Below are 25521 nucleotides of genomic sequence, written 5' to 3' on the forward strand. Positions count from 1 at the left end.
ATTGCCAGGCCGACCGGGCAAACTTCTGCCCCTGAGCCAGCATTCGGAGGAATCGCATGGAGGCAGCCGAAAAGGCCGCTCGCATCGTTCGAACGGTGATCGAGACATTGAAGCCGGGTTTTGCGGTCAGGCTGTGGACCGGGGAGCGGATCGGCCCCGCCACTGGTCCGGTGCTCACCATCAACGACCAGGACATCGTCTGGCAGATCGTGAAGCGACCGTCCCTGTCGACGCTGATCGAGATGTGGATTTCCAAGACGATCGACATCGAAGACGGGACGATCTTCGATTTTTATGCCCTGCCGTCGCAAGGCAAGCTCAGAACCAAGCTCAAGTCGCTGCCGAAAATGGCGATCCTGCGCGACCTGCCTTCCGTGCTTTTGGCACGCAAGCAGATGAGCGCGCGGACCGATCTGTCGGGGCGCAATCCCTATGTCAGCGGTTCGAGCCAGGAGGCGATCCAGCATCACTATGACATCTCGAACGCCTTCTACCGGCTCTTTCTCGACGAGCGCATGGTCTATAGCTGCGGCTACTTCAAGGATTTCGCCAATGGCATCGACCAGGCGCAGGTCGACAAGCTCGACCACATCTGCCGCAAGCTCCGGCTGAAACCGGGCGAACGACTGCTCGACATCGGCTGCGGCTGGGGCGCCATGCTGATCCATGCGGCAAAGAACTACGGCGTCGTCGGCCACGGTGTGTCGCTGTCGCAGGCGCAGACCGAGCTGGCCCGCGAACGCATTCGCGCCGAGGGGCTGGAGGACCGCATCACCATCGAGATCAAATCCTATGCGGAACTCACCGGCAGCTTCGACAAGATCTCGTCGATCGGCATGTTCGAACATCTCGGGCTCGCCAACCATGCGACTTATTTCAAGACCATTCATCGCCTGCTGAAGCCGGGCGGCATCTATCTGCACCACGCCATCACCCGGCGCAGCAAGGGCGACATCAAGAAGACCTTGCGCAAGGGGCCGGAGTTCAAGGCGCTGCTCAAATACATTTTTCCCGGCGGCGAACTCGACACCATCGGCATGACAACAGGCAATCTCGAGGCGCATGGTTTTCTCGTCTACGATGTCGAGAACCTGCGCGAGCACTATGCCCGCACCTGCAGGCTGTGGGCGGAGCGACTCAACGAAAGGTTCGACGAGGCTATCGCCGAGGTGGGCGAGGCCAGGGCGCGGCTATGGCTGCTTTACCTGACGGGCTGTTCGATCACCTTCGAGCGCGCATCGGCACAGATTTTCCAGACCGTCGTGACCAAGCGCGCGCGCGGTCCAAGCGGCCTGCCGCCGACACGGGCGGATCTGTATCGATAGCTTACAGGAAGCGCATCGCGTCGCCGACTTCGACGCGCGCCGGCCGGTCGACCGTGCAATAGACGCCGAGATTGTGGGCGTTGTGGCGGACCAGGTTGCGCAGGATCGCCGGATCATGGTCGAAGCCATCCTGGGCGACGATGGTGAAACCGCAGCGGCGGCAGGGTTCCGAGATGGTCAGCAGGAGATCGCCGACGGCAAGCTTGCGGCCGATCCATTCCGTTTCGGGAAACGAGCCTTCGATCGCCGCCATGTCGACAACGATGTTGGGGCGGAAGCGGCGCGGGTCGGCGACCCCTTCCGGGTGCAATGCTTTCAGGCGTGCCAGCGAAGCCGTGGTCAACAGATGAATCGGCGCCTTGCGGTAGCGCTCCGCGGTCAGCGGGCCGGAATAGTCGGGCCCGGCATTCTCGCGGCGAAACGGACGGAGCGAGGCCTCGAAGCCGAGATAGGCCGACACCGCGCGGTCGCTCTCGATGCTTGGCGCGGCCAGCCAGTCGCCCTCGGGAACGGCAATCTCGAGTTCCAGGGTCGGCGACAGCCGGGTGCGGATGCGCGGCACCTTGTGCCATTTCGCGTCGCGGTCCGGTCGTGCGATCTCGTTGTCGGACACGTCGACAAGGCCGAACAGGCGGTCGCCGTCGATGCTCTCGACGTCGACCGAGATTGTTTTCAGGCGCTCGCCGGCAAGCGAACTCGCCGGATAGCGCCAGAGTTCGCTGACAGTGCCCAGCGCGGCCTGCATCAGCTCTTCTTGTTCTGCCGGTTGGCGACCAGATCATCGACGACGGCCGGGTCGGCCAGCGTCGAGGTGTCACCCAGGGCAGAAAAATCGTCCTCGGCGATCTTGCGCAGGATGCGACGCATGATCTTGCCGGAACGCGTCTTCGGCAGGCCCGGCGCGAACTGGATCTTGTCGGGCGAAGCGATGGCGCCGATCTCCTTGCGGACATGGGCAACAAGCTCCTTGCGCAGCTCTTCGGTCGGTTCGGCACCCTTCATCAAGGTGACGTAGCTGTAGATGCCCTGGCCCTTGATGTCGTGCGGATAGCCCACGACCGCGGCCTCGGAAACCTTCTCATGGCTGACCAGCGCCGATTCGACTTCGGCCGTGCCCATGCGGTGGCCGGAGACGTTGATGACGTCGTCGACGCGGCCGGTGATCCAGTAATAGCCGTCGGCGTCGCGGCGGCAGCCGTCACCGGTGAAGTACTTGCCCTTGTAGGTCGAAAAATAGGTCTGCACGAAGCGGTCGTGATCGCCATAGACGGTGCGCATCTGGCCCGGCCAGGAATCGGTGATGCACAGATTGCCGTCGGCCGCACCTTCCAGCACCTTGCCCTCGCCGTCGACCAGCTGCGGCTTGATGCCGAAGAAAGGCCGCGTCGCCGAACCCGCCTTGAGGTCGGTCGCACCTGGCAGCGGCGTGATCAGGATGCCGCCGGTCTCGGTCTGCCACCAGGTGTCGACGATCGGCACCTTGCCGTTGCCGACGACGTTGAAATACCACTCCCAGGCTTCCGGGTTGATCGGCTCGCCGACCGAACCCAGCACGCGCAGCGATTTGCGCGACGTCTTCTTCACGTGCGCATCGCCGGCGCCCATCAGCGCGCGCAACGCCGTCGGCGCGGTGTAGAAGATATTGACCTTGTGCTTGTCGATGACTTCCCAGAAGCGCGACTGCGACGGATAGTTCGGCACGCCTTCGAACATCAGCGTGGTGGCGCCGTTGGCGAGCGGGCCGTAGACGATGTAGCTGTGGCCGGTTACCCAGCCGACATCGGCGGTGCACCAGTAGATGTCGCCGTCATGGTAGTCGAAGACATATTGGTGGGTCATCGAGACGTAGACGAGATAGCCGGCGGTGGTGTGCAGCACGCCCTTCGGCTTGCCGGTCGAACCCGACGTGTAGAGAATGAACAGCGGGTCCTCGGCCTTCATCTTCTCGGGCTTGCATTCGGCTTTCACCGTCGCGATCTCGTCGTGATACCAGACGTCGCGGCCTGAAACCCAGCCGGTCTTGCCGCCGGTGCGGCGCACGACCACCACCTTTTCGACTTTCGTTCCGGCTTTCGCGGCGATCTCGATCGCCCTGTCGGTGTTTTCCTTCAAAGGGATCGGCTTGCCGCCGCGCAGGCCTTCGTCAGCCGTGATAACGAAGGTCGACTTGCAGTCGTCGATGCGGCCGGCCAGCGCATCCGGCGAGAAACCGCCGAAGACGATCGAATGGACGGCGCCGATGCGCGTGCAGGCCAGCATCGCATAGGCGGCTTCCGGGATCATCGGCATGTAGATGGTGACTCGATCGCCTTTCTTGACGCCGTGTTTCTTCATCACATTGGCGAGCCGGCAGACATGCTCGTAGAGCTCGTTATAGGTAACCTTCTTGTCGTCGTAGGGATTGTCGCCTTCCCAGATGATGGCGGTCTGGTTGCCGCGCTTCTTCAGATGCCGGTCGATGCAGTTGTAGGAAACGTTGGTCAGTCCGTCCTCGAACCATTTGATCGAGACCTTGCCGTCGAAGGAGGTGTTCTTGACCTTGCTGAACGGCTTGAACCAGTCGATGCGCTTGCCGTGCTTGCCCCAGAATTTGTCCGGGTTCTTGACGCTGTCGGCATACCATTTCAGGTAGGTGTCATTGTCGATCAGCGCGTTTTTCTTCCACGCCGGCTGGACGCGATGGACATGAACCTCGGACATTCCTGACTTTCCTCCCGAACCAATCGCCGGCTTGAAATGCCGGCGGGATCGCGGCGACACGGCCGCGAATTCGGCGGCATTATTACCAGTTCCGCCGTTACGGCAACATTAGACGTTGGATTCGCGCGGCGGGATGCCGCAGGGGGCTTCTCCAGGGCTGTCAGCACTCGAAGAGGTGCGCTGCTAACTGCATGTTTTCGCATGCTAAAGCCGGTTCAGATGAAGAAAAAATCAATAGACGGTTAATCAGCGGCGCGCACAATCAGCCGTGGGAGGACAGGCGAATCAACCTGGGGACCGTCATGCGCGACCATGCCGAAATGGACCTGATGCTCAAAGGCTATGGCTTGACCACTGCCAAGATTCTTTATCACTTTCCCGATCACCCGCATCTGCTGCAGAGCTTCATCTGGCAGGACTACGATCTCGCGCCGAAGTTTCCGGTGCTGATCAAGTTCATCGAATTCTGGAAGGCCAAGCTGGACGGGCCGCTGCATTCGATCAGCTACACCCACCAGAAGCTGATCGCGCCGAATGAATGGCGCAAGGTGGATGGGGAGTTTGTGCTGCACTAGGGGCAAGTTTCGCAGCAACGGCTTCTTGAGGTCGGCGTTCTACGACGCCCCCCTCTGTCCTGCCGGACATCTCCCCCTCAAGTGGGCAGATTGGCATCTCCACCGACAACGCCGCCCCTTGTTAGGCCTGCGATTGGCGAAAGTCGCCGCGACATCCGATCTCCCCCCTTGAGGGGGAGATGGCCGGCAGGCCAGAGGGGGGCGCTGGCCCGCGAACCTTGCGCCATGACGGCCCGATGCGCTCAAACCACCGGCGGGTTCAACCGGGCAAAGCCTTCCTGCCGCCGATACGGGAAGTACGGGTAGGGCGCGGTGACTTCGCTTGCCGCGTCGAGCTGCCTTATCTGCTCCGGCGTCAAGGTCCAGCCGACGGCACCGAGGTTCTGGCGCAACTGCTCCTCGTTGCGGGCGCCGATGATGACCGACGATACGGTCGGGCGCTGCAGCAGCCAGTTGATGGCGATCTGCGGCACGGTCTTGCCGGTTTCCTCGGCCACGACATCGAGGGCATCCATCACTCGATAGAGATGCTCGTCCTCGACCGGCGGTCCGAAGCTTGCCGTGTCGTGCAGCCGGCTCTTTTCCGGTAGGGACTGGCCACGGCGGATCTTGCCGGTCAGGCGGCCCCAGCCAAGCGGGCTCCACACCAATGCACCGACGCCCTGGTCGAGGCCGAGCGGCATCAGCTCCCACTCATAGTCGCGGCCGACCAGCGAATAGTAGACCTGATGGGCGACATAGCGCGGATAGCCTTGGCTGTCGGCTTGCGCCAACGACTTCATCACTTGCCATCCGGAGAAGTTGGAGACGCCGACATAGCGCAGCTTGCCGGCACGGATCAGGTTGTCCAGCGTCGACAGCACCTCCTCGATCGGCGTGCCGGCATCGAAGGCGTGTAGCTGCAAAAGGTCGATGTAGTCGGTGCCGAGGCGCCTCAGCGCATCATCCACGGATCTGATCAGCCGCGAACGTGACGAGCCGTAATCGCCCGGCCCATCGCCCATCGGCAGCGCGGTCTTGGTCGAGATCAGCACGGCATCGCGGCGGCCTTTTATCGCGTCGCCAAGCACCTGTTCAGAAGCGCCGTTCGAATAGACGTCGGCCGTGTCGAACAAATTGACACCAGCCTCCAGGCAGATGTCGATCAGCCGCCGCGCTTCCCTGGCGTCGCTGTTGCCCCAGGCGCCGAACAGCGGGCCGGAACCGCCAAAGGTTCCCGCGCCGAAGGAGAGTGCGGGCACTTTCAAGCCCGATGCACCGAGACGTCGATAATCCATCTTTTTACTCCTGGTGGTATGAAGGGGTGTCGAAAGCGGGTTTGCAGAGGACGGTCACGACCGGATGGAGGCAGGCTCGCCGAGCGCTGGGGTGCGATCGAGACGCAGCGCCAGTCCCGCCACGGCGAGTGCCGCGAGCGGCAGCAGGGCGGCGACCCAGGTGAGGGAACCCAGACCAAGGCCGTGGGCAATCACCGCGCCGCCAAGCCAGGCGCCTGCGGCGTTGCCGAGATTGAAAGCGGCGATGTTGAAGGACGAGGCGAGGCTCTGGCCGGCACCTTGCGCCTTGTCCAGCACCCACATCTGCAGCGGCGCCACGGTGGCGAAGGCGGCGGCACCGAGCAGGCCGACATAGATGACGGCCATCACCTGGCTGTGGATGGCGAAGGTCATCGTTGCGAGCACCAGGGCCAGCACCACCAGACTGCCCAGCACGGCCGGCACAAGCCAGCGGTCGGCGACCTTGCCGCCAAGCAAATTGCCGGCGATGAGACCGCCGCCGAAGACGAGCAGGATCGGCGACACGGCTGCTTCCTTGAAGCCGCTGATCTCGGTCAGCAACGGAGCGATATAAGTGAAGACGGCGAAGACGCCGGCATAGCCGAGCACGGTGGTGGCGAGGCCGAGCAGGACGGGGGTGCGGCGCAAAACGGCGAGATCGGCGCGCAGGTCGCTCTTTTCGGGCGCCGTCCGGCTGCGTGGCACCAGAGCCAGGATGACGGCGAAGGCGGCCACACCGACCACTGTCACGGCCCAAAAGGTCGCGCGCCAGCCGAAGGCCTGGCCGAGCCATGTGCCGAAGGGCACGCCGAGGATGTTGGCGATGGTCAGGCCGGTGAACATCAGCGCGATCGCCGAGGCTTGTCTGTTGGGCGCGACCAAGCCGGTGGCGACCACCGAGCCGACGCCGAAGAAAGTGCCGTGGGCAAAGGCGGTGATGATGCGGGCGCCCATCAGCGTCCAGTAGTCGGGCGCCAACGCGCAGGCGAGATTGCCGAGCGTGAAGATCGCCATCAGCGCCAGAAGCACGGTCTTGCGCGGCCAGTTGCCGGTGGCGATGGTCAGCAACGGCGCGCCGATGACGACGCCAAGCGCATAGCCCGAAATGAGCTGGCCGGCAGCCGAGATCGAAACGCCGAGATCCTTGCTGACATCGAGCAGCAAACCCATAATGACGAATTCGGTGACGCCGATGCCGAAGGCACCGGCGGCGAGGGCGTAGAGAGCAAGAGGCATGGCGGTTTTCCACTTCGATGCGAAGAGCGCCGTCCCGCGCCCCGACCCCTGAGATCGTGCTTCCCTGCATTGTGAACCAGACTTGCCTTGGGCATATTTTCTGTGAAATAGATTCATAAATGGCCAGGCCCGACATCAATCGCTCCGGCGAGATCGAAGTGTTCGTGCGCGTCGTCGAGGAAGGCAGTTTCTCCTCCGCGGCACGCGCGTTGCGCATGACGCCGTCGGCGGTGAGCAAGCTGATCGCGCGGCTGGAGGCCCGGCTTGGCGCGCGGCTGGTCAGCCGCTCGACGCGAAAGCTGCAACTGACGCCGGAAGGCACAGCATTCTACGAGAGCGGCCTGCGCATCCTTGCCGACATGGCGGCAGCCGAGCAGGAGGCAGCGGCCGGTGCTTCACCGCGCGGACGTGTGCGCATTAACAGCTACGTGCCCTTCGGGGTGCATCGGCTGGTCCCGCTTCTGCCTCGGTTCCTGGAACGCTACCCCGAGATTTCGGTCGATCTGGTGCTGACCGACAGCGTCGTCGACCTGATGGCGGAGCGCGCCGATGTTGCCATCCGTGCCGGGCCATTGAGTGGGTCACGGCTGGTGGCGCGCAAGCTCGGGCAAAGCCCGGTGGTCGTTGTTGCAGCACCTTCTTACCTCGATACGCACGGCATACCGCTGACGCCAGCCGATCTCGACAGGCACAACCGCATGGGCTTCGGCTTCGTCAGGCACCTCGATGGCTGGCCGTTCCTCGACGCGGAAGGCCGCGCCATCATGATTCCGATCACCGGCAACACGCTGGTCAGCGATGGTGAGGCGATGCGGCTCATGGCACTGGCGGGCGCGGGCATCGCCCGGCTGGCGCGCTGGCATGTGGCGGAAGACATAGCGGCCGGCAGACTGGTGCCGCTGTTGGAGGCATTCAATCCGGGTGACGAGGAGCCGACCCACGCCGTCTATGTCGGTCAGGGCCGGCATCTGCCGGCGCGGGTGCGCGCCTTTCTCGATTTTCTGGGCGAGAGCGTCCGGCTGACCTGACATCTCCGGAGCCACGGCTCCCGAGATGTCAGCGTGGGCTGTATTTATGCTTTCGGCGTGAACGCCGCCGGGCGGCGGCCCGCTGCCTGACGCTCCAGCATCCAGCCTGGATATTCGGACGGCAGCGCGCTGACCTCGTCGAGGCGGGCGAGATCGTCGGTGTCGAGCTTCACTTCAGTCGCTGCGAGGTTCTGTTCAAGCTGGTCCATGCGGCTGGCGCCGATGATGACGCTCATCACGAAGGGCTTGGCCAGGACATAGCCGAGCGCCACCGTGGCGACGCTCACATCATGTTTTTTGGCTATGTCGCGCATGACGGCAACGGCCGCCCAGGCGCGGTCCTCATTGACCGGCGGGAAGTTGAAGGACGCGCGGCGGCCTTCGCCATTGCCGGGTGCGCCGGGGCCATATTTGCCGGACAGCAGGCCGCCGGCCATCGGCGACCACACCATCAGGCCGAGTTTTTCCTCGTTGAGCAGCGGCACGATTTCGCGCTCGAGATCGCGGCCGGCGATCGAATAATAGGACTGCACGGTCTCGAAACGGGCGAAACCCTTGCGCTCGGCGATGCCGAGCGCCTTGGCGATGCGCCATGCCGCCCAGTTGGAGACGCCGACATAGCGGACCTTACCGCTGGCAACCAGATCGTCGAGCGCTCGCAGCGTCTCGTCGATCGGCGTCACCGTGTCGGTGCCGTGCAACTGATAGAGATCGATATGGTCGAGCTGCAGCCGCTCCAAGCTGGCATCGATCGAATCCATGATGTGGCCGCGTGACGAGCCGCGCTGGTTGGGGCCTTCACCCATGGCGCCATGCGCCTTGGTGGCGATGACCACATTCTGCCTATTGATCTTGAGATCCCTGAGCGACTGGCCGAGCAACCGTTCGGATTCGCCAAAGGAGTAGACGTCGGCCGTATCGAAGAAATTGACGCCGGCGGCAAGCGAATGGGCAACGATCTCGTTGACGCCCTTCTGGTCGAGGCTGGCGATCAGGCCCCATTGGGCATTCTGGCCGGCGGCGCCGAAGGTCATGGTGCCGAGGCACAGTTCGGAGACGAACATCCCCGTATTTCCAAGCTGGTTGTAGCGCATGGTGGCGGCTCCAGAGAGTTTGTGATGACGCAAAGCAAATAGGAACGGTACGTTTCGTTTCCAGTCCTGGAGCAACGAGCCTCTCGGATTGGCCCAAAGGCCGTTGCGTCTCAGCGAGTGCCGAAGATCGCCGAACCGACGCGGACGCTGGTGGCGCCGAAGGCGATTGCTGTTTCGTAGTCCCCGGACATGCCCATCGAGAGTTTGGCGACGTCGGCTTCCTTGCTAAGCTTCTCCAACAGCGCAAAATGCGGACCGGGATTCTCGTCGGCCGGCGGGATGCACATCAGGCCTTCGATGGCGAGGCCATGCACCTCGCGGCAGCGGGCGACGAAGGCCACGGCGTCGCGGGGCTCGATGCCGGCCTTCTGCGGCTCGGAGCCGGTGTTGACCTGGACATAGAGTTTTGGCGCGCGGCCCTGTTTGGCGATCTCCTTGGCGAGTTCGGCGGCGATCTTCTCGCGATCGACCGTCTCGATGACGTCGAACAGTGCTACCGCTTCCCTAGCCTTGTTGGATTGCAGCGGGCCGATCAGATGCAGTTCGATGTCGGGAAATGCGTCCTTCAGATCAGGCCATTTGGCTTGCGCCTCCTGCACCCGGTTCTCGCCGAAGACGCGCTGGCCGGCTTCGATGACCGGGCCGATGTCGGCGGCATCAAAGGTCTTTGAGACCGCGACCAGGGTCACGGCGCCGGCTTCGCGGCCGGCCTCGCGTTCGGCGGCGGCGATCTTCGCCTTGACCGCGAAAAATTGCTGAACGGCGTCACCCATATGCAAATCCTGCTGTTTTGACCGGCGTTTTTGTCAGACGCGGTACCCATATGGTTGACGGGTTTGCCAAACCATGGTGAACACCCGGACCACATTCCCTGAACTGCCGAGCCATCGCCCGCAGTTCGCGCATGCTTTTAAGTGAAAAACGTCCCATGGCAACCGAACGATACAATCCGCGCGCGTCAGAGCCCAAATGGCAGAAGGCCTGGGACGCCAAGAAGCTGTTCGAAGCGCACAATGACGATCCGCGCCCGAAATACTACGTGCTGGAGATGTTCCCCTATCCGTCGGGGCGCATCCATATCGGTCATACCCGCAATTACACGATGGGCGACGTGGTGGCGCGCTACAAGCGGGCCAAGGGCTTCAACGTGCTGCACCCGATGGGCTGGGACGCCTTCGGCATGCCGGCCGAAAACGCGGCGATGCAGAATAAGGTCCACCCCAAGGAGTGGACCTACCAGAACATCGCAACCATGCGCGAGCAGCTCAAGGTCATGGGGCTGTCGCTGGACTGGGCGCGCGAATTCGCCACCTGCGACGTCGATTACTACCACCGCCAGCAGATGCTGTTCCTCGACTTTGTCGAGAAGGGGCTGGTGACGCGCAAATCCTCCAAGGTCAACTGGGATCCGGAGGACATGACGGTGCTTGCCAACGAGCAGGTCATCGACGGGCGCGGCTGGCGCTCGGGCGCGCTGGTCGAACAGCGCGAACTGACGCAGTGGTTCTTCAAGATCACCGACTTCGCCCAGGATCTGCTGGATTCGCTCGAAGGCCTCGACGAATGGCCGGAAAAAGTGAAGCTGATGCAGCAGAACTGGATCGGCCGCTCGGAAGGCCTGCTGATCCGTTGGCCTCTGGCCGACGCCTCCGATGGCGAGCATGAGTTGGAAGTCTATACGACAAGGCCCGACACCATCTTCGGCGCTTCCTTCATGGCTGTCGCCGCCGATCATCCGTTGGCCAAGAAGGCCGCTGCGCACAATCCGGCGCTGGCGAAGTTCATCGAGGATATCAGCCACATGGGCACCTCGGTCGCGGCGCTGGAGACGGCTGAGAAGAAGGGTTTTGACACCGGCCTCCGCGTCGTCCATCCGTTTGACGACAACTGGACGCTGCCTGTCTATGTCGCCAATTTCGTGCTGATGGAATACGGCACCGGCGCCATTTTCGGCTGCCCGTCCGGCGACCAGCGCGACCTCGACTTCGCCAACAAATATGGCCTGCCGGTGATTCCGGTGGTGATGCCGGAAGGCGAGAATCCGGCGACGTTCCAGATCATCGATGAAGCCTATGTCGATGACGGCGTGATGATCAATTCGCGCTTTCTCAACGGCATGAAGCCGGATCAGTCTTTCGACGAAGTCGCCAAACTGCTGGAGCAGAAGACGATCGGCAACCGGCCGATGGCCGAGCGCAAGGTGAATTTCCGTCTGCGCGATTGGGGCATTTCGCGCCAGCGCTACTGGGGCTGCCCTATCCCGATGATCCATTGCGAGGCTTGCGGCGTGGTGCCGGTGCCGAAGGCGGACCTGCCGGTGAAGCTGCCCGACGATGTCGATTTCGACCGCCCGGGCAATCCGCTCGACCGTCATCCGACATGGCGGCATGTGAAATGTCCGCAATGCGGCAGGGATGCGCGGCGCGAAACCGACACGATGGACACGTTCGTCGATTCGTCGTGGTATTTTGCCCGCTTCACCGCGCCGTGGGCACATGAACCGACCGATCCCAAGGCGGCCAACGAATGGCTGCCGGTCGACCAGTATATTGGCGGGATCGAGCACGCGATCCTGCATCTGCTCTATTCGCGCTTCTTCACCCGCGCCATGCGGGAGGCCGGCCATGTCGATCTGGCCGAGCCGTTCAAGGGCCTGTTCACGCAAGGCATGGTGGTGCACGAAACCTATCGCGTTGGCTCGGCATCGAACGGCCGCTGGCTGGCGCCCACCGAAGTTCGGCTGGACGACGTCGACGGCAAGCGCAGCGCCATCGAGATCGCCACCGGCGAGACCGTCTCCATCGGCCCGCTGGAAAAGATGTCGAAGTCGAAGAAGAACACTGTGAGCCCGGAAGACATCACCGATGGCTACGGCGCCGATACGGCGCGCTGGTTCATGCTGTCGGATTCGCCTCCCGAGCGCGATGTCGAGTGGACCGACGATGGCGCCGCCGGCGCGCATCGCTTCATCCAGCGCATCTGGCGCCTGGTGTCGACGGCGGCCGAAACACTGGCCGGCATCAAGCCCGTGGCGGCCAGCAGCGGCGAGGCCGCGGTGGTTTCCAAGGCCGCGCACAAGATACTCAAGGCGGTCGGAGAGGATATCGAGAAGCTCGCTTTCAACCGCGCCATCGCCCGCATCTACGAACTGGCCAACGCGCTGACCACGCCGCTTAACGAGGTGGCCGAAGGCAAGGCCGATGCAGCGCTGAAAGGCGCCTGCCGGCAGGCGGTGGAGATTCTCGTGCATCTGATCGCGCCGGTCATGCCGCATCTGGCCGAGGAGTGCTGGGCAACGCTCGGCGGCACCGATCTCGTTGCCGAACGGCCCTGGCCGGTCTTCGATCCGGCGCTGGTCGTCGACAACGAAGTCACCTATCCGGTACAGGTCAACGGCAAGAAGCGGGGGGATTTGACAATTGCCCGCGACGCGGACCAAGGTGCGGTCGAAAAAGCGGTATTGGCTCTCGACTTCGTGCAGAAAGCACTCGAAGGGAAGGCTCCGCGCAAGGTGATCATCGTGCCGCAGAGGATCGTCAATGTCGTTGCCTGATCGGGAAAAGACAGAGTTGAGCCATTTGCTGCGCCGCATGGCGCTTGCCGGCCTGATAGGTTCGCTCGCGCTTGTCTCGGCCTGCACGGTGCGGCCGCTCTATTCGAGCGCGCCACTGTCGGGTTCGCAGGCCAGTGCCAGTGCCGAACTGGCGTTGATCGGCATCAAGCCGGTCAATACGCGTTACGGCCAACAGGTGCGCAACAATCTCATTTTCGGGTTTGGACGAGGCGCCGGCGAGCCGGCCTCGCCGGCCTATTCGCTCAATCTCGGCGTGACCGAAGCGGTCGAGTCCGCGGCACTTGTGCAGGTCGGAACCGACGAAGACGAGCCGACCGCCGGTTCCGTGACGCTGACCGGCAGCTATACGCTGGCCGATGCGAAGACCGGCGTGGTGATCGCATCCGGCAAGCGTTCGATCACCTCGTCCTTCGACAGGCCGCGTCAGGAATTCGCCGCATACCGGGCGCAGATCGACGCCGAGAATCGCGCGGCGCGAGAGTTGGCGGAAGCGCTGCAGCTGTCCATTGCCCAGGACCTTGTCCGGCACGGCAAGACCGGCTAGCGCACCTCATCTGCTTTACGAAAACGGTCTGGCGCCCCAGGCATGACGGGATGATCGTGGGATCATGACCAGATTCCCGAACAGAGCCAGATTCTGAACAGAGATTGGCCGAAGAGACCCATCGGCCTGCTACGGCACAGCGAGTAGATCGCGCCACCGGCGAGGCGACGATCGTGCCACGTCGCTCGCAGACTGCCACGAAGATTTTGGCGCTCAGGATCGTCGGCGACCCATCCGGGAAGCAACTGTTAACCACTCGCTCCCTATTGCTCGGCAGACATTTCAGAGTGAGTCTTGAGAATGGAAGCCAAGCGTTTTTCCCGGGTCAATTTGTCGACGGCCGCATCGCCTGATGATCCCGAGGGGAAGCGCTCCGAGAGCATCGGCGACAGGGGTGGTCAGCGAAGTTCTTCCGCCGCAGGCGACCTTGATCGTCCGGCTCGCAAGGAAACGGCCGGCCGGCAGCCCGCCACACGCCAGGCCGGCTATTCCGCGCCGGTGGTCGATCTCGGCGGCAACAAGCGGCCCTATATGGAGCCGCGGAGTGGCTCCGACGACACGCCTTCGAAAATCGGCGATATCGAGAGCCCTGCCTGGCAGGAATATTTCTTCCTTGCACCCAACGTGCGTTTTACACGCACGCCGGATTATGAGGCCAGGAAGCATCATCCGCAGCACGAGCGTGTCGTCGAACACGGCGCGACGCGCCCGGCACAGCAAGCCGTTGCGCAACCCATGGTCGGCAGGGCGTCCTCCGCGCCCTCGCTCCTGGCATTGCCGGCGTCGGTGAAAAGCCCTGCCTCCCAGCCGCAGACCGGGCACGCCACGCAAGGGCCACTGCCGCCGGCTGCTGCTTTTGTCCCGTCCGTGCGCGCCAGGGAGAGGGTGCCAGCCGTTGCGCCGGTGCCGCCGAGGACGGTCGCAACGGGACGGGCATCCGCGCGTGCGTCCGTTGCTCCGGGCGCCCCGATCAAAACCGAAAGGCTGCGCTGGCCATATCTTTCGGATCATGCCTTCTTCGAGGCTATGGCACCCTATCTGGTCGACGTTTCGCCGCCGGCCCGGCAAACCGGTTCAGCGTCGCCTGCGCCGCTCGCCGCAGCGCCAGTCACCACTATGCCGATCGACATCCGTCCGACGACAGGGACCGATGCCACCGCCTTGTTTCGTGTCATCGACTGCCTGCCGGGCCAGGCCTTGAAGCCGTTGCCGGATGTTTGGCCGGCCAATTCGAACCAGGCCGTCGCCCAACCTGACGTGCCGGCGAGCAATGCGCTGTCGCCGGTCCAGCCTGTCGCAATTCCAGCCGCCAAAAGCGTCGCCGTTTCCGCACCGGCCGCGCCAAGTGCGAACGTCCCTGCCAAGGCCGTTGGCGCCCGCTCTGCACGCTTGCCTGGGGCTGGAAAGGTGGTGCTGTCAACCGCAGGCGATCCCTATGAGCTTCCCTCGGAAGAGCTGTTGCAGCAGCCACCGGAGGGACAAGGCTTCTACATGTCGCAGGAGCGGCTCGAGCAGAACGCGGATCTCCTGGAAAGCGTGCTCGAAGACTTCGGCGTGCGTGGCGAGATCATTCATGTTCGTCCCGGCCCGGTCGTCACGCTCTATGAATTCGAGCCGGCGCCGGGCGTCAAATCTTCTCGCGTCATCGGGCTTGCCGACGATATCGCCCGCTCCATGTCGGCGATTTCGGCGCGCGTCGCCGTCGTGCCCGGCCGCAACGTCCTCGGCATCGAGCTTCCGAACGAGATGCGCGAAACCGTCTATTTCCGGGAACTGATCGAATCCGAGGGCTTCCGCAAGACAAGCTGCAAGCTGGCGCTGTGTCTCGGCAAGACGATCGGGGGTGAGCCGGTCATCGCCGAGCTGGCGAAGATGCCGCATCTGCTCGTGGCCGGAACCACCGGCTCCGGCAAGTCGGTCGCCATCAACACCATGATCCTGTCGTTGCTCTATCGGCTGAAGCCGGAAGAATGCCGGCTGATCATGGTCGATCCCAAAATGCTCGAACTCTCTGTCTATGACGGCATCCCGCATCTTCTGACGCCCGTCGTCACGGATCCCAAGAAAGCCGTCACGGCGCTCAAATGGGCGGTGCGCGAAATGGAGGACCGGTATCGCAAGATGGCGCGGCTCGGTGTGCGCAACATCGACGGCTACAACGAGCGCGCCGCCCAAGCCCGCGACAAGGGCGAAACCGTCGTCATGACGGTGCAGACCGGCTTCGAAAAGGGCACCGGCGAACCGCTTTTCGAACAGCAGGAAGTAGACTTGGCGCCGATGCCCTACATCGTCGTCATCGTCGACGAGATGGCCGACCTGATGATGGTCGCCGGCAAGGAGATCGAAGGCGCCATCCAGCGTCTGGCGCAGATGGCGCGTGCTGCCGGCATCCACCTGATCATGGCAACGCAGCGTCCCTCGGTCGACGTCATCACGGGCACGATCAAGGCCAATTTCCCGACCCGGATTTCCTTCCAGGTGACGTCGAAGATCGACAGCCGCACCATCCTGGGCGAGCAGGGCGCCGAGCAGCTGCTCGGCCAGGGCGACATGCTGCACATGATGGGTGGCGGGCGCATTTCGCGCGTGCATGGGCCGTTTGTCTCCGACGCGGAGGTCGAGCACGTCGTGGCGCATCTCAAGGCGCAGGGCCGGCCTGAATATCTGGAAACCGTGACCGCCGACGAGGATGAGGAAGAAATCGACGAGGACCAGGGCGCGGTCTTCGACAAGGGATCGGTTGCAGCCGAAGACAGCGATGCGATCTACGACGAGGCGGTCAAGGTGGTGGTGCGCGACAAGAAGTGTTCGACCTCCTACATCCAGCGCCGCCTCGGCATCGGCTACAACCGCGCCGCATCCCTGGTCGAGCGTATGGAAAAGGAAGGATTGGTCGGCGCACCCAACCATGTTGGCAAACGCGAAATCATCATGGGCCGGCGCCAGCCGGCGAGCCCGCCCGAGGATGACGGGGCGGATTGAGCGGCAGTCTGCTTGGAGCGCACATGAAAAAGGCCGGTTGCCCGGCCTTTTTCATCACAAACGAATTGGCTTCAGCCGATCACCGTCGTCAGCCGATCTTCTGGCCGGTCTTGGCCCAGTCGGCGAGGAAGGCGGCGAGGCCCTTGTCCGTCAGCGGATGGTTGACCAGGGCCTTCAGGGTCGCCGGCGGCGCGGTCACGACGTCGGCGCCGATCAGTGCCGCCTGCTTGACGTGGTTCACGGTGCGCACCGAGGCGACGAGGATCTCGGTCTGGAAATCGTAATTATCATAGATCTGCCGGATTTCCTGGATCAGCTCCATGCCGTCGATGCCGATGTCGTCGATGCGGCCGACGAAGGGCGAGATGAACGAGGCGCCGGCCTTGGCCGCAAGCAGCGCCTGGTTGGCCGAAAAGCACAGGGTGACGTTGACCAGGCGGTTCATCTCGGTGCGGATCGTCTTGCAAGCCTTGAGACCGTCCAGCGTCAGCGGCACCTTGATGCAGACATTGTCGGCGATCTTGGCCAGAACCTTGGCCTGCTGCATCATCTCGGAATATTCGGTGGCGGTGACTTCAGCCGAGACCGGACCCTTGACGATGTCGCAAATCTGTTTGGTGACCTCGGCGATCTTGCCGCCGGATTTGAGGATCAGCGACGGATTGGTGGTGACGCCGTCGAGCAGCCCCAGATCGTTCAGCTCACGGATATCCTTGACGTCGGCGGTGTCGACAAAAAATTTCATGGCGGGTCTCCTGAAGATTTCATGTGCATGTCATGCACATTTGGGGTCGGCCTTTGATCTAGACCAAAGTCAGGGCAAGGTCACGCCTCATGATCGAAGATTCGCCCTTTGTCGCAGCCGCACCGGTGCTGGTGCCGATGCCCGCCGAACGCTCCTACACCTACGCCGTGCCGGCCGGCATGCGCGTGGTGCCGGGCTCGATCGTGCGTGTGCCGCTCGGGCCGCGCCAGGTCGCCGGCATCGTCTGGGATGGCGCGGTCGAGAAGGTCGACGCGAAAAAGCTGCGTCCTATCGAACAGGTCTTCGACTGCCCGCCGATCGACCGCGCGATGCGCCGTTTCGTCGACTGGGTGGCGCAGTACACGCTGTCGCCGCCGGGCATGGTGGCGCGCATGCTGCTTCGGGCGCCGGAGGCTTTCGACCCCGAACCGTGGATCGAGGGGTTGCAGCGCACGCTTCTCGCACCTGACCGGATGACGGGCGCCAGGCAGCGCGTGCTGGAGACGGCCGAAGGCGGCCTTGCCTGGACGCGCTCCGGCCTCGCTCACGCCGCCGGCGTGTCGTCGACGGTGATCGACGGCCTGAGGGCGCAAGGCGTGTTCGAGACCGTGATGATCCCGCCGCGCCCGGTGGTGGCCGCGCCCGATCCCGGCTACGCTATTCCGGAACTGATGCCGGACCAGGGCGCCGCGGCGCAGATGCTGCGCGCCAATGTCGCAGCCGGCGTGTTCAACGTCGCGCTGCTCGACGGCGTCACCGGTTCGGGTAAGACCGAGGTCTATTTCGAGGCGGTGGCGGCTGCGCTCGACCAGGGGAGGCAGGTTCTGATCCTGCTGCCGGAAATCGCGCTGACGCATGCCTTTCTCGAGCGCTTCCAGCAGCGCTTCGGCGCCAAGCCGGGCGAATGGCATTCCGACCTGCCGCCGCGGATGCGCGAGCGGGTTTGGCGGCAAGTGGCGGAGGGCGGCGTGCGGGTCGTCGCCGGCGCGCGCTCAGCGCTGTTCCTGCCGTTCAAGGAGCTCGGCCTTATCGTCGTCGACGAGGAGCACGACCCTGCCTACAAGCAGGAGGACCGCGTCTTCTACAATGCGCGCGACATGGCGGTGGTGCGCGGCCATATCGGCAGCTTCCCCGTGGTGCTGGCGTCGGCGACGCCGTCGGTCGAAAGCCGGGTCAATGCCAGCCAAGGTAAATATAACAGGGCGGTGCTTTCCGCTCGCTTCGCCGAGGCAGCACTTCCGCATCTGAAGGCGGTCGACATGCGGCGTGCGCCGCCGGCGCGTGGCGGCTTTCTGTCGCCGGTGCTGCTCGACCAGATGCGCCAGACGCTGGAGAGGCAGGAGCAGTCGTTACTGTTCCTCAATCGGCGCGGCTATGCGCCCTTGACGCTGTGCCGGGTCTGCGGTCATCGCTTCGGCTGCCCAGTCTGCTCGGCCTGGCTGGTCGAGCATCGCTTTCGCGGCCAGCTGGTCTGCCATCATTGCGGGCACAATGAGCGCCGCCCCGAAGCCTGCCCGGAATGCGGCACGCTCGATCATCTGGTCGCCTGCGGACCGGGTGTCGAGCGGATCGCCGAAGAGGTCGTTACGCATTTTCCCGACGCGCGCACCATCGTCTTGTCGTCCGACCTGATGGGCGGCGTGCGGCGGCTGCGGCTGGAGCTGGAAGCGATCGCCGATGGCGAAGCCGACATCGTCATCGGCACGCAGCTCGTCGCCAAGGGCCACAACTTTCCCAACATGACTTTGGTCGGCGTCGTCGATGCCGATCTCGGACTTGCCAATGGCGATCCGCGCGCCGCCGAGCGCACGTTCCAGCTGCTCAGCCAGGTCACCGGCCGCGCCGGCCGCACCGGCAAGAAGAGCCTTGGCCTGCTGCAGACTTTTCAGCCCGACCACCCGGTGATGCGGGCGATCGTCTCGGGCGACGCCGAGGCATTTTACGAACGTGAGATCGCCGAGCGCGAACGGGCTGCCCTGCCGCCCTTCGGCCGGCTCGCGGGTGTCATCGTCAGTGCGGTGACACGAGCGGAAGCCGAGGGCCACGCACGTGGCCTGCGCCGCGCCGCACCCGAGGCGTCAGATCTGTTCGTGCTGGGGCCAGCCGAGGCGCCGTTGTCACTGCTCGGCGGCCGCCACCGCTTCCGGCTGCTGATCCAGGGCGAACGGCGCGCCGACATGCAAGGTTTTATCAGGGCCATGCTGGCCAACGGGCCGAAGCAACGCGGCTCGGTCCGGGTGCAGGTCGACGTCGACCCGCAGAGTTTTTTGTAAGGTTGCGCTTTCAGCGATAGGTTGCCCGCAAGCCAGCGAGATGTGGAAACTCATATGAAGACCCTTGGCCTTCTCGGCGGCATGAGCTGGGAATCGACCGCCATCTATTATCGCCTGCTCAACGAGATCGTGCGCGAACGGCTGGGTGGGCTGCATTCGGCGAAACTGCTTCTGTGGTCGTTCGACTTTGCCGAAATCGCCGAGCGGCAGCATCATGGTGACTGGGACGGCGCCGGTGTGCTTCTCGTCGAAGCCGCACGCAAGCTCGAGGCCGGCGGCGCGGAAGGTCTGCTTTTGTGCACCAACACCATGCACAAACTGGCCGATCAGGTGCAGGCGTCGGTGTCGATCCCGCTGATCCACATCGCCGATGCCACCGCAGTGGCGGTCAAGCGTGCCGGAATGCAGCGTCCGGCGCTGCTGGCGACGCGCTTCACCATGGAGCAGGATTTCTACAAAGGCCGGCTCGCTGACAGATTTGGCTTGGACCCCGTGGTGCCGGATGCGGCCGGGCGCGACATGGTCCATCGCGTCATCTACGACGAGTTGTGCCAGGGCATGGTCAAGGAGACTTCAAAGGCGGCCTATATCGCCGAGACCGAACGCCTGCGCCGCGAAGAGGCGGCCGATAGCGTCATCATGGGCTGCACCGAGATCACCATGCTCATCGGCCAGCAGGATTTCGACATCCCGGTCTTCGACACGACGCGCATCCATGCCGAGGCGGCTGTGGAATTCGCGCTCGGTTGATGCGCGCTGCCTAAAGTACCTGGACCCATCTGGCGCGGGGGCTTTCCTCCGTTAGAATGCCCGGAATTTCAAAACAGGCATTTCGAGGGGACAAGATGGATTTTGCGCTTCCATGGCCGACGAGCCAGGGCGAATGGCTGGCGTGGTCGAGCGCCGTCTTCACGGTGCTGCTCGGGCTTTTGTTCTTCCTGGCGCCGGGTCTCGCCTTTCGTGCCCTGCGCCTGCAGGTCAAGCCAGAGAAGGCTGCGGCGATCGCCGAGGGGCGCGGCAGGATGTCGGGCTTTTATCTCGGTGTCGGCCTGTGCTGTATCCTGCTGGCGCAGCCGCTGATCTACATGGCGCTTGGCTTCTCCTGGCTGTTCACTGCCTTCGGCCGGCTGCTGTCGATGATGTCTGATGGCGCCAACACGCCTTTCAATTGGGTTTCCATTGTGCTGGAATTGGTCCTAGCGGCGTTGCCGCTCGCCTTCGCCTTCGGCTTTCTGCCTTGAATCATTGGGTATTCCGCGATGGAAGACGGGCGACTTTCGCCGGATGCGACAATAGTGCCTGAAAACCATGCGGAACGACGCATTGCGGTCTTAAAATGCCTGTGCTAGACGGCAATCGACTTTCGGCCGGGGATAGCGGAAGCCGCGCCTCCGTGCTCGAAAAAATGCAGTAAGGTCAAAGATTTAGCCAGAGTTTTTGCTCGCGCCAACAATCTACGGCCTGTCAGACAAGAGAAAAGACGGTCCGTGGCTCAATCGTCATCGCCAATCTCAGGTGTCGCAGAACGCTATGCGGGTTCGCTGTTCGAACTCGCCCTGCAGGCAAATTCCGTGGCCAAGGTCGAAGCCGACCTCAACAGTTTCGAAATCATGCTCGCGGGCAGCGCTGATCTCACCCGGCTGATCAACAGCCCGGTGTTCTCCAGCGAGGACCAGGCGAAGGCCATCGCGGCGATCGCTGACAAGGCCGGGATCACCGGCCTTACCGGAAATTTCCTGCGCGTCGTCGCCCGCAACCGCCGGCTGTTCGCCATTCCCGGCATGATCAGGGCGTTCCGCCAGATATCAGCCGAACACCGTGGCGAGACCGCTGCTGAAGTGACGTCGGCTCACGCGCTGACGGCTGTCCAGCAGACCGAACTCAAGGCGGCGCTGAAGAGCGTTGCCGGCAAGGATGTGGCTATCTCCGTCACCGTCGATCCGTCGCTGCTCGGCGGGCTGGTGGTCAAGATGGGCTCGCGCCAGATCGATACGTCGCTCAAAACCAAACTCAATTCGCTCAAGCTTGCACTGAAAGAGGTCGGCTGATGGACATCCGCGCCGCGGAAATTTCCGCAATTCTGAAAGACCAGATCAAGAATTTCGGCAAGGAGGCCGAGGTCTCCGAAGTTGGACAGGTGCTGTCCGTCGGTGACGGTATCGCTCGTGTCTACGGCCTCGACAATGTCCAGGCCGGCGAGATGGTCGAATTCCCCGGCGGCATCCGCGGCATGGCGCTCAACCTCGAAGCCGACAATGTCGGCGTCGTCATCTTCGGCGCCGACCGCGACATCAAGGAAGGCGACATCGTCAAGCGCACCGGCGCCATCGTCGACGTTCCCGTCGGCCCAGGCCTGCTCGGCCGCGTCGTCGATGCGCTCGGCAATCCGATCGATGGCAAGGGTCCGATCAAGGCAGTCGAGCGCAAGCGCGTCGACGTCAAGGCGCCCGGCATCATTCCGCGCAAGTCGGTGAACGAGCCGATGTCGACCGGCCTCAAGGCCATCGATGCGCTGATCCCGGTCGGCCGCGGCCAGCGCGAGCTGGTCATCGGCGATCGCCAGACCGGCAAGACCGCCATCATCCTCGACACGATGCTCAACCAGAAGTCGGTGCACGACAACGGCCCCGAGAAGGAAAAGCTCTACTGCGTCTACGTCGCCGTCGGCCAGAAGCGCTCGACCGTCGCGCAGTTCGTCAAGGTGCTGGAAGAGCGCGGCGCGCTCGAATACTCGATCATCATCGCCGCCACCGCTTCCGACCCGGCGCCAATGCAGTTCCTGGCGCCGTTCGCCGGCTGCACCATGGGTGAATATTTCCGCGACAACGGCATGCACGCGCTGATCAGCTATGACGATCTGTCGAAGCAGGCCGTCGCCTATCGCCAGATGTCGCTGCTGCTGCGCCGCCCGCCGGGCCGCGAAGCCTATCCGGGCGACGTGTTCTACCTGCACTCGCGCCTGCTCGAGCGCGCCGCCAAGCTCAACGACGATCTGGGCGGCGGGTCGCTGACCGCTCTGCCGATCATCGAGACGCAGGCCAACGACGTGTCGGCCTACATCCCGACCAACGTGATTTCGATCACCGACGGCCAGATCTTCCTCGAAACCAACCTGTTCTTCCAGGGCATCCGTCCTGCGGTGAACGTCGGTCTGTCGGTGTCGCGCGTCGGCTCGGCCGCGCAGATCAAGGCGATGAAGCAGGTTGCCGGCTCGATCAAGGGCGAGCTCGCGCAGTACCGCGAAATGGCGGCCTTCGCGCAGTTCGGCTCGGATCTCGACGCTGCCACGCAGCGCCTGCTCAACCGCGGATCGCGCCTGACCGAACTCCTGAAGCAGCCGCAGTTCTCGCCGCTGAAGACGGAAGAGCAGGTCGCGGTGATCTTCGCCGGCGTCAACGGTTATCTCGACAAGCTGCCGGTCAACCAGGTCGGCAAGTTCGAGCATGGCCTGCTCAGCCACATGCGTGCGGCCGGCAAGGACGTTCTCGACGCCATCCGCAAGGAAAAGGCACTGTCGGACGATCTGCGCGCCAAGCTGAAGGCCGAGATCGACGCTTTCGCCAAGACCTTCGCCTGAGCGAAGCGACAAGACGGGATCAGGTTTGAAGCATGCCTTCATTAAAAGACCTTCGTAACCGTATCGCCTCGGTCAAGGCGACGCAGAAGATCACCAAGGCGATGCAGATGGTCGCTGCGGCGAAGCTGCGCCGTGCGCAAGAGGCTGCGGAAGCGGCGCGCCCCTATTCGGAGCGCATGGGTTCCGTGCTGGCCAACATCACCCAGGCGATCGGCGGCGGTGGCGATGCCCCGGCGCTGATGACCGGCACCGGCAAGGATGATGTGCATCTGCTCGTCGTCTGCACCGCCGAGCGCGGCCTGTGCGGCGGCTTCAATTCGCAGATCGCCCGTCTTGCCCGCGACCACATCCGCAAGCTTTTGGCCGACGGCAAGCAGGTCAAGATCATCTGCGTCGGCAAGAAGGGTTTCGACATCCTGCGCCGCGACTACGCGTCGCTGATCATCGATCGCGTCGATCTGCGCGAGGTCAAGACACTCGGTTTCGTCAATGCCGATGCCATCGCCAAGAAGGTCATCCATCTCTTCAACGAGGGCGGCTTCGACATCTGCACGCTGTTCTATTCGCAGTTCAAGTCGGTGATCAGCCAAATCCCGACCGCGCAGCAGATCATTCCGGCGGGCGTTGCTTCGGCTCAGGCGGAAGTGACGGATGGCGGCAACGCTGTCTATGAATACGAACCGGAGCCGGGCGAAATCCTCTCCGATCTCATTCCGCGCAACATCTCGGTGCAGGTTTTCCGGGCACTGCTCGAAAACGCGGCCGGCGAGATGGGCGCCAAGATGAGCGCCATGGACAATGCGACGCGCAACGCTGGCGAGATGATTAACAAACTGTCGATCACCTATAACCGCCAGCGGCAGGCGCAGATCACCAAGGAACTGATCGAAATCATTTCGGGCGCCGAGGCGCTCTAGGCGCGGTCCGCGGGTTTTTTGCCCGCGACCGGACCGCGTGAGAAACAAAGGACGAAAAAGGGTAAAGACGATGGCGAAAGCAGCGACCCCCCAGAAGGCAGCCCCCAAGGCCGCAGCCGCGAAGGCAGCAGCCCCCGCGAAGGCGGCAAAGGCTCCAGCAGCAGCCGCGAAGGCGGCCCCGGCCAAGGCAGCAGCACCGGCGAAGACCGCAGCTGCCAAGACATCGGCAGTGGCCAGCAAGGCAACCGGCGTTGTCGGCAAGGTCCGCCAGGTCATCGGCGCCGTCGTCGACGTGCAGTTCGGCGATCACCTGCCGGCGATCCTGAACGCGCTCGAGACGACCAATGTCGGCAACCGTCTGGTGCTCGAAGTCGCCCAGCACCTGGGTGAAAACACCGTGCGCTGCATCGCCATGGACTCGACCGAAGGTCTGGTTCGCGGCCAGGAAGTGCGTGACACCGGCGCGCCGATCACCGTGCCGGTCGGCCCGGGCATGCTCGGCCGCATCATCAACGTCATCGGCGAGCCGGTCGACGAAGAAGGCCCGGTCGACGCGATCGAAATGCGCTCCATCCACCAGCCGGCTCCGACGTATGTCGAGCAGTCGACGGAAGCACAGATCCTGATCACCGGCATCAAGGTGCTCGACCTCTTGGCTCCCTACGCCAAGGGCGGCAAGATCGGCCTGTTCGGCGGCGCCGGCGTCGGCAAGACCGTGCTGATCCAGGAACTGATCAACAATATCGCCAAGGCGCATGGCGGCTATTCGGTGTTCGCCGGCGTCGGCGAGCGCACCCGCGAAGGCAACGATCTCTATCACGAGTTCATCGAATCCGGCGTCAACAAGAAGGGCGGCGGCGAAGGCTCCAAGGCCGCGCTCGTCTACGGCCAGATGAACGAGCCGCCGGGCGCGCGCGCCCGCGTCGGCCTGACCGGCCTGACGGTTGCGGAGTATTTCCGCGACCAGGGCCAGGACGTGTTGTTCTTCGTCGACAACATCTTCCGCTTCACGCAGGCTGGTTCGGAAGTGTCGGCTCTGCTCGGCCGTATTCCTTCAGCCGTGGGCTATCAGCCGACGCTCGCCACCGACATGGGCGCGCTGCAGGAACGCATCACCACCACCACCAAGGGCTCGATCACGTCCGTGCAGGCGATCTACGTGCCCGCCGACGACTTGACCGATCCGGCGCCGGCGACCTCGTTCGCCCACCTTGACGCGACCACGACGCTGAACCGCGCCATCGCCGAAAAGGGCATCTATCCGGCGGTCGATCCGCTGGATTCGACCTCGCGCATGCTCGACCCGCTGGTCGTTGGCGACGAGCATTACGGCGTCGCGCGCCAGGTGCAGTCGATCCTCCAGCGCTACAAGTCGCTGCAGGACATCATCGCCATCCTGGGCATGGACGAGCTGTCGGAAGAGGACAAGCAGACCGTGGCCCGCGCCCGCAAGATCGAGCGCTTCCTGTCGCAGCCCTTCTTCGTCGCCGAAGTGTTCACCGGCGCCCCGGGCAAGCTGGTCGACCTCGCCGACACCATCAAGGGCTTCAAGGGCCTCTGCAACGGCGACTACGATCACCTTCCGGAAGCTGCCTTCTACATGGTCGGCGGCATCGAGGAAGCGGTCGAGAAAGCACAGCGCCTCGCGGCTGAAGCGGCGTAATCAAGCGAATA

At 63.6% G+C, this 25521-nt stretch carries 20 protein-coding genes; 13 read left to right on the top strand and 7 right to left on the bottom strand.

Annotation, left to right across the window (positions count from 1 at the left end):
• The first annotated feature begins 56 nt into the window (after positions 1-56).
• A complete protein-coding gene (locus AC0L2D_RS20905; protein ID WP_473542211.1) occupies positions 57-1325 on the top strand; it encodes a class I SAM-dependent methyltransferase in 1269 nt (422 codons plus the stop codon).
• 1 nt (position 1326) lies between these two features.
• Here AC0L2D_RS20905 and AC0L2D_RS20910 read toward each other — a convergent pair whose 3' ends face one another.
• Both AC0L2D_RS20910 and acs read right to left on the bottom strand, forming a co-directional pair.
• Complete coding sequence (locus AC0L2D_RS20910; protein WP_063169460.1) at positions 1327-2070, bottom strand: MOSC domain-containing protein; 744 nt, start codon at positions 2068-2070, stop codon at positions 1327-1329.
• Positions 2070-4025: an acetate--CoA ligase gene (gene acs / locus AC0L2D_RS20915; protein ID WP_013529021.1), complete on the bottom strand. Its 1956-nt coding sequence runs from the start codon at positions 4023-4025 to the stop codon at positions 2070-2072. The genes AC0L2D_RS20910 and acs overlap by 1 nt, the downstream gene beginning before the upstream one ends.
• 302 nt (positions 4026-4327) lie before the next feature.
• On the opposite strand from acs, the gene AC0L2D_RS20920 reads away from it, so the two are divergent.
• Entirely contained in the window at positions 4328-4600 is a 273-nt protein-coding gene (locus AC0L2D_RS20920; RefSeq protein ID WP_013529022.1) for an usg protein, read from the top strand.
• Between the two features lie 242 nt (positions 4601-4842).
• Here the strand turns inward: AC0L2D_RS20920 and AC0L2D_RS20925 are convergent, their stop codons facing one another.
• Both AC0L2D_RS20925 and AC0L2D_RS20930 read right to left on the bottom strand, forming a co-directional pair.
• A complete protein-coding gene (locus AC0L2D_RS20925) occupies positions 4843-5877 on the bottom strand; it encodes an aldo/keto reductase (RefSeq protein WP_473542214.1) in 1035 nt (344 codons plus the stop codon).
• A 54-nt stretch (positions 5878-5931) separates the two neighbouring features.
• Positions 5932-7113 (bottom strand): MFS transporter, encoded by a 1182-nt coding sequence (locus AC0L2D_RS20930; protein WP_127365736.1) that lies wholly within the window; start codon positions 7111-7113, stop codon positions 5932-5934.
• Positions 7114-7232: 119 nt separating this feature from the next.
• Here AC0L2D_RS20930 and AC0L2D_RS20935 point away from each other — a divergent pair, with 119 nt between their 5' ends.
• Complete coding sequence (locus AC0L2D_RS20935) at positions 7233-8141, top strand: LysR family transcriptional regulator (RefSeq protein ID WP_473542216.1); 909 nt, start codon at positions 7233-7235, stop codon at positions 8139-8141.
• 44 nt (positions 8142-8185) lie between these two features.
• Here AC0L2D_RS20935 and AC0L2D_RS20940 read toward each other — a convergent pair whose 3' ends face one another.
• Together AC0L2D_RS20940 and AC0L2D_RS20945 are read right to left on the bottom strand one after the other, a co-directional pair.
• Complete coding sequence (locus AC0L2D_RS20940) at positions 8186-9235, bottom strand: aldo/keto reductase (RefSeq protein ID WP_024504218.1); 1050 nt, start codon at positions 9233-9235, stop codon at positions 8186-8188.
• Between the two features lie 110 nt (positions 9236-9345).
• Positions 9346-10008: a YggS family pyridoxal phosphate-dependent enzyme gene (locus AC0L2D_RS20945; protein WP_063173292.1), complete on the bottom strand. Its 663-nt coding sequence runs from the start codon at positions 10006-10008 to the stop codon at positions 9346-9348.
• Between the two features lie 155 nt (positions 10009-10163).
• Here AC0L2D_RS20945 and leuS point away from each other — a divergent pair, with 155 nt between their 5' ends.
• From leuS to AC0L2D_RS20960, 3 genes are all read left to right on the top strand, one after another.
• Entirely contained in the window at positions 10164-12788 is a 2625-nt protein-coding gene (leuS, locus tag AC0L2D_RS20950; RefSeq protein WP_473542219.1) for a leucine--tRNA ligase, read from the top strand.
• Complete coding sequence (lptE, locus tag AC0L2D_RS20955) at positions 12775-13353, top strand: LPS assembly lipoprotein LptE (RefSeq protein WP_013529029.1); 579 nt, start codon at positions 12775-12777, stop codon at positions 13351-13353. The genes leuS and lptE overlap by 14 nt, the downstream gene beginning before the upstream one ends.
• Positions 13354-13653: 300 nt before the next feature.
• On the top strand, positions 13654-16335 hold the full coding sequence (locus AC0L2D_RS20960; protein WP_473542221.1) for a DNA translocase FtsK: 2682 nt from the start codon (positions 13654-13656) through the stop codon (positions 16333-16335).
• An 88-nt stretch (positions 16336-16423) separates the two neighbouring features.
• Here AC0L2D_RS20960 and fsa read toward each other — a convergent pair whose 3' ends face one another.
• Positions 16424-17080: a fructose-6-phosphate aldolase gene (gene fsa, locus AC0L2D_RS20965; RefSeq protein WP_013529031.1), complete on the bottom strand. Its 657-nt coding sequence runs from the start codon at positions 17078-17080 to the stop codon at positions 16424-16426.
• 89 nt (positions 17081-17169) lie between these two features.
• Here fsa and AC0L2D_RS20970 point away from each other — a divergent pair, with 89 nt between their 5' ends.
• From AC0L2D_RS20970 to atpD, 7 genes are all read left to right on the top strand, one after another.
• Positions 17170-19353 carry a primosomal protein N' gene (locus AC0L2D_RS20970; protein WP_473542223.1) on the top strand — a complete coding sequence of 728 codons (2184 nt, stop codon included), beginning with the start codon at positions 17170-17172 and terminating at the stop codon, positions 19351-19353.
• A gap of 54 nt (positions 19354-19407) precedes the next feature.
• Positions 19408-20103 carry an aspartate/glutamate racemase family protein gene (locus AC0L2D_RS20975; protein WP_275953505.1) on the top strand — a complete coding sequence of 232 codons (696 nt, stop codon included), beginning with the start codon at positions 19408-19410 and terminating at the stop codon, positions 20101-20103.
• Between the two features lie 95 nt (positions 20104-20198).
• Positions 20199-20594 (top strand): AGROH133_08824 family phage infection protein, encoded by a 396-nt coding sequence (locus AC0L2D_RS20980; protein ID WP_013529034.1) that lies wholly within the window; start codon positions 20199-20201, stop codon positions 20592-20594.
• A 246-nt stretch (positions 20595-20840) separates the two neighbouring features.
• On the top strand, positions 20841-21401 hold the full coding sequence (locus AC0L2D_RS20985) for a F0F1 ATP synthase subunit delta (protein ID WP_013529035.1): 561 nt from the start codon (positions 20841-20843) through the stop codon (positions 21399-21401).
• Positions 21401-22930: a F0F1 ATP synthase subunit alpha gene (gene atpA / locus AC0L2D_RS20990; RefSeq protein WP_013529036.1), complete on the top strand. Its 1530-nt coding sequence runs from the start codon at positions 21401-21403 to the stop codon at positions 22928-22930. Before AC0L2D_RS20985 ends, atpA begins: the two co-directional genes overlap by 1 nt.
• Positions 22931-22962: 32 nt before the next feature.
• Positions 22963-23847, top strand: a complete 885-nt coding sequence (locus AC0L2D_RS20995) for a F0F1 ATP synthase subunit gamma (RefSeq protein WP_013529037.1) — start codon at positions 22963-22965, stop codon at positions 23845-23847.
• A gap of 70 nt (positions 23848-23917) precedes the next feature.
• Positions 23918-25510, top strand: coding sequence for a F0F1 ATP synthase subunit beta (atpD, locus tag AC0L2D_RS21000; protein ID WP_024504228.1), 1593 nt, complete (start codon positions 23918-23920; stop codon positions 25508-25510).
• The last annotated feature ends 11 nt before the right edge of the window (positions 25511-25521 follow it).

It is taken from the genome of Mesorhizobium sp. WSM4833 (assembly GCF_055811095.1).

What these genes read in the sequence shown, in the direction of transcription:
- AC0L2D_RS20905 (WP_473542211.1), top strand. Translation starts at nt 57, where the DNA reads ATGGAGGCAGCCGAAAAGGCCGCTCGCATCGTTCGAACGGTGATCGAG.
- AC0L2D_RS20910 (WP_063169460.1), bottom strand. Translation starts at nt 2,070, where the DNA reads ATGCAGGCCGCGCTGGGCACTGTCAGCGAACTCTGGCGCTATCCGGCG.
- acs (WP_013529021.1), bottom strand. Translation starts at nt 4,025, where the DNA reads ATGTCCGAGGTTCATGTCCATCGCGTCCAGCCGGCGTGGAAGAAAAAC.
- AC0L2D_RS20920 (WP_013529022.1), top strand. Translation starts at nt 4,328, where the DNA reads ATGCGCGACCATGCCGAAATGGACCTGATGCTCAAAGGCTATGGCTTG.
- AC0L2D_RS20925 (WP_473542214.1), bottom strand. Translation starts at nt 5,877, where the DNA reads ATGGATTATCGACGTCTCGGTGCATCGGGCTTGAAAGTGCCCGCACTC.
- AC0L2D_RS20930 (WP_127365736.1), bottom strand. Translation starts at nt 7,113, where the DNA reads ATGCCTCTTGCTCTCTACGCCCTCGCCGCCGGTGCCTTCGGCATCGGC.
- AC0L2D_RS20935 (WP_473542216.1), top strand. Translation starts at nt 7,233, where the DNA reads ATGGCCAGGCCCGACATCAATCGCTCCGGCGAGATCGAAGTGTTCGTG.
- AC0L2D_RS20940 (WP_024504218.1), bottom strand. Translation starts at nt 9,235, where the DNA reads ATGCGCTACAACCAGCTTGGAAATACGGGGATGTTCGTCTCCGAACTG.
- AC0L2D_RS20945 (WP_063173292.1), bottom strand. Translation starts at nt 10,008, where the DNA reads ATGGGTGACGCCGTTCAGCAATTTTTCGCGGTCAAGGCGAAGATCGCC.
- leuS (WP_473542219.1), top strand. Translation starts at nt 10,164, where the DNA reads ATGGCAACCGAACGATACAATCCGCGCGCGTCAGAGCCCAAATGGCAG.
- lptE (WP_013529029.1), top strand. Translation starts at nt 12,775, where the DNA reads ATGTCGTTGCCTGATCGGGAAAAGACAGAGTTGAGCCATTTGCTGCGC.
- AC0L2D_RS20960 (WP_473542221.1), top strand. Translation starts at nt 13,654, where the DNA reads ATGGAAGCCAAGCGTTTTTCCCGGGTCAATTTGTCGACGGCCGCATCG.
- fsa (WP_013529031.1), bottom strand. Translation starts at nt 17,080, where the DNA reads ATGAAATTTTTTGTCGACACCGCCGACGTCAAGGATATCCGTGAGCTG.
- AC0L2D_RS20970 (WP_473542223.1), top strand. Translation starts at nt 17,170, where the DNA reads ATGATCGAAGATTCGCCCTTTGTCGCAGCCGCACCGGTGCTGGTGCCG.
- AC0L2D_RS20975 (WP_275953505.1), top strand. Translation starts at nt 19,408, where the DNA reads ATGAAGACCCTTGGCCTTCTCGGCGGCATGAGCTGGGAATCGACCGCC.
- AC0L2D_RS20980 (WP_013529034.1), top strand. Translation starts at nt 20,199, where the DNA reads ATGGATTTTGCGCTTCCATGGCCGACGAGCCAGGGCGAATGGCTGGCG.
- atpA (WP_013529036.1), top strand. Translation starts at nt 21,401, where the DNA reads ATGGACATCCGCGCCGCGGAAATTTCCGCAATTCTGAAAGACCAGATC.
- AC0L2D_RS20995 (WP_013529037.1), top strand. Translation starts at nt 22,963, where the DNA reads ATGCCTTCATTAAAAGACCTTCGTAACCGTATCGCCTCGGTCAAGGCG.
- atpD (WP_024504228.1), top strand. Translation starts at nt 23,918, where the DNA reads ATGGCGAAAGCAGCGACCCCCCAGAAGGCAGCCCCCAAGGCCGCAGCC.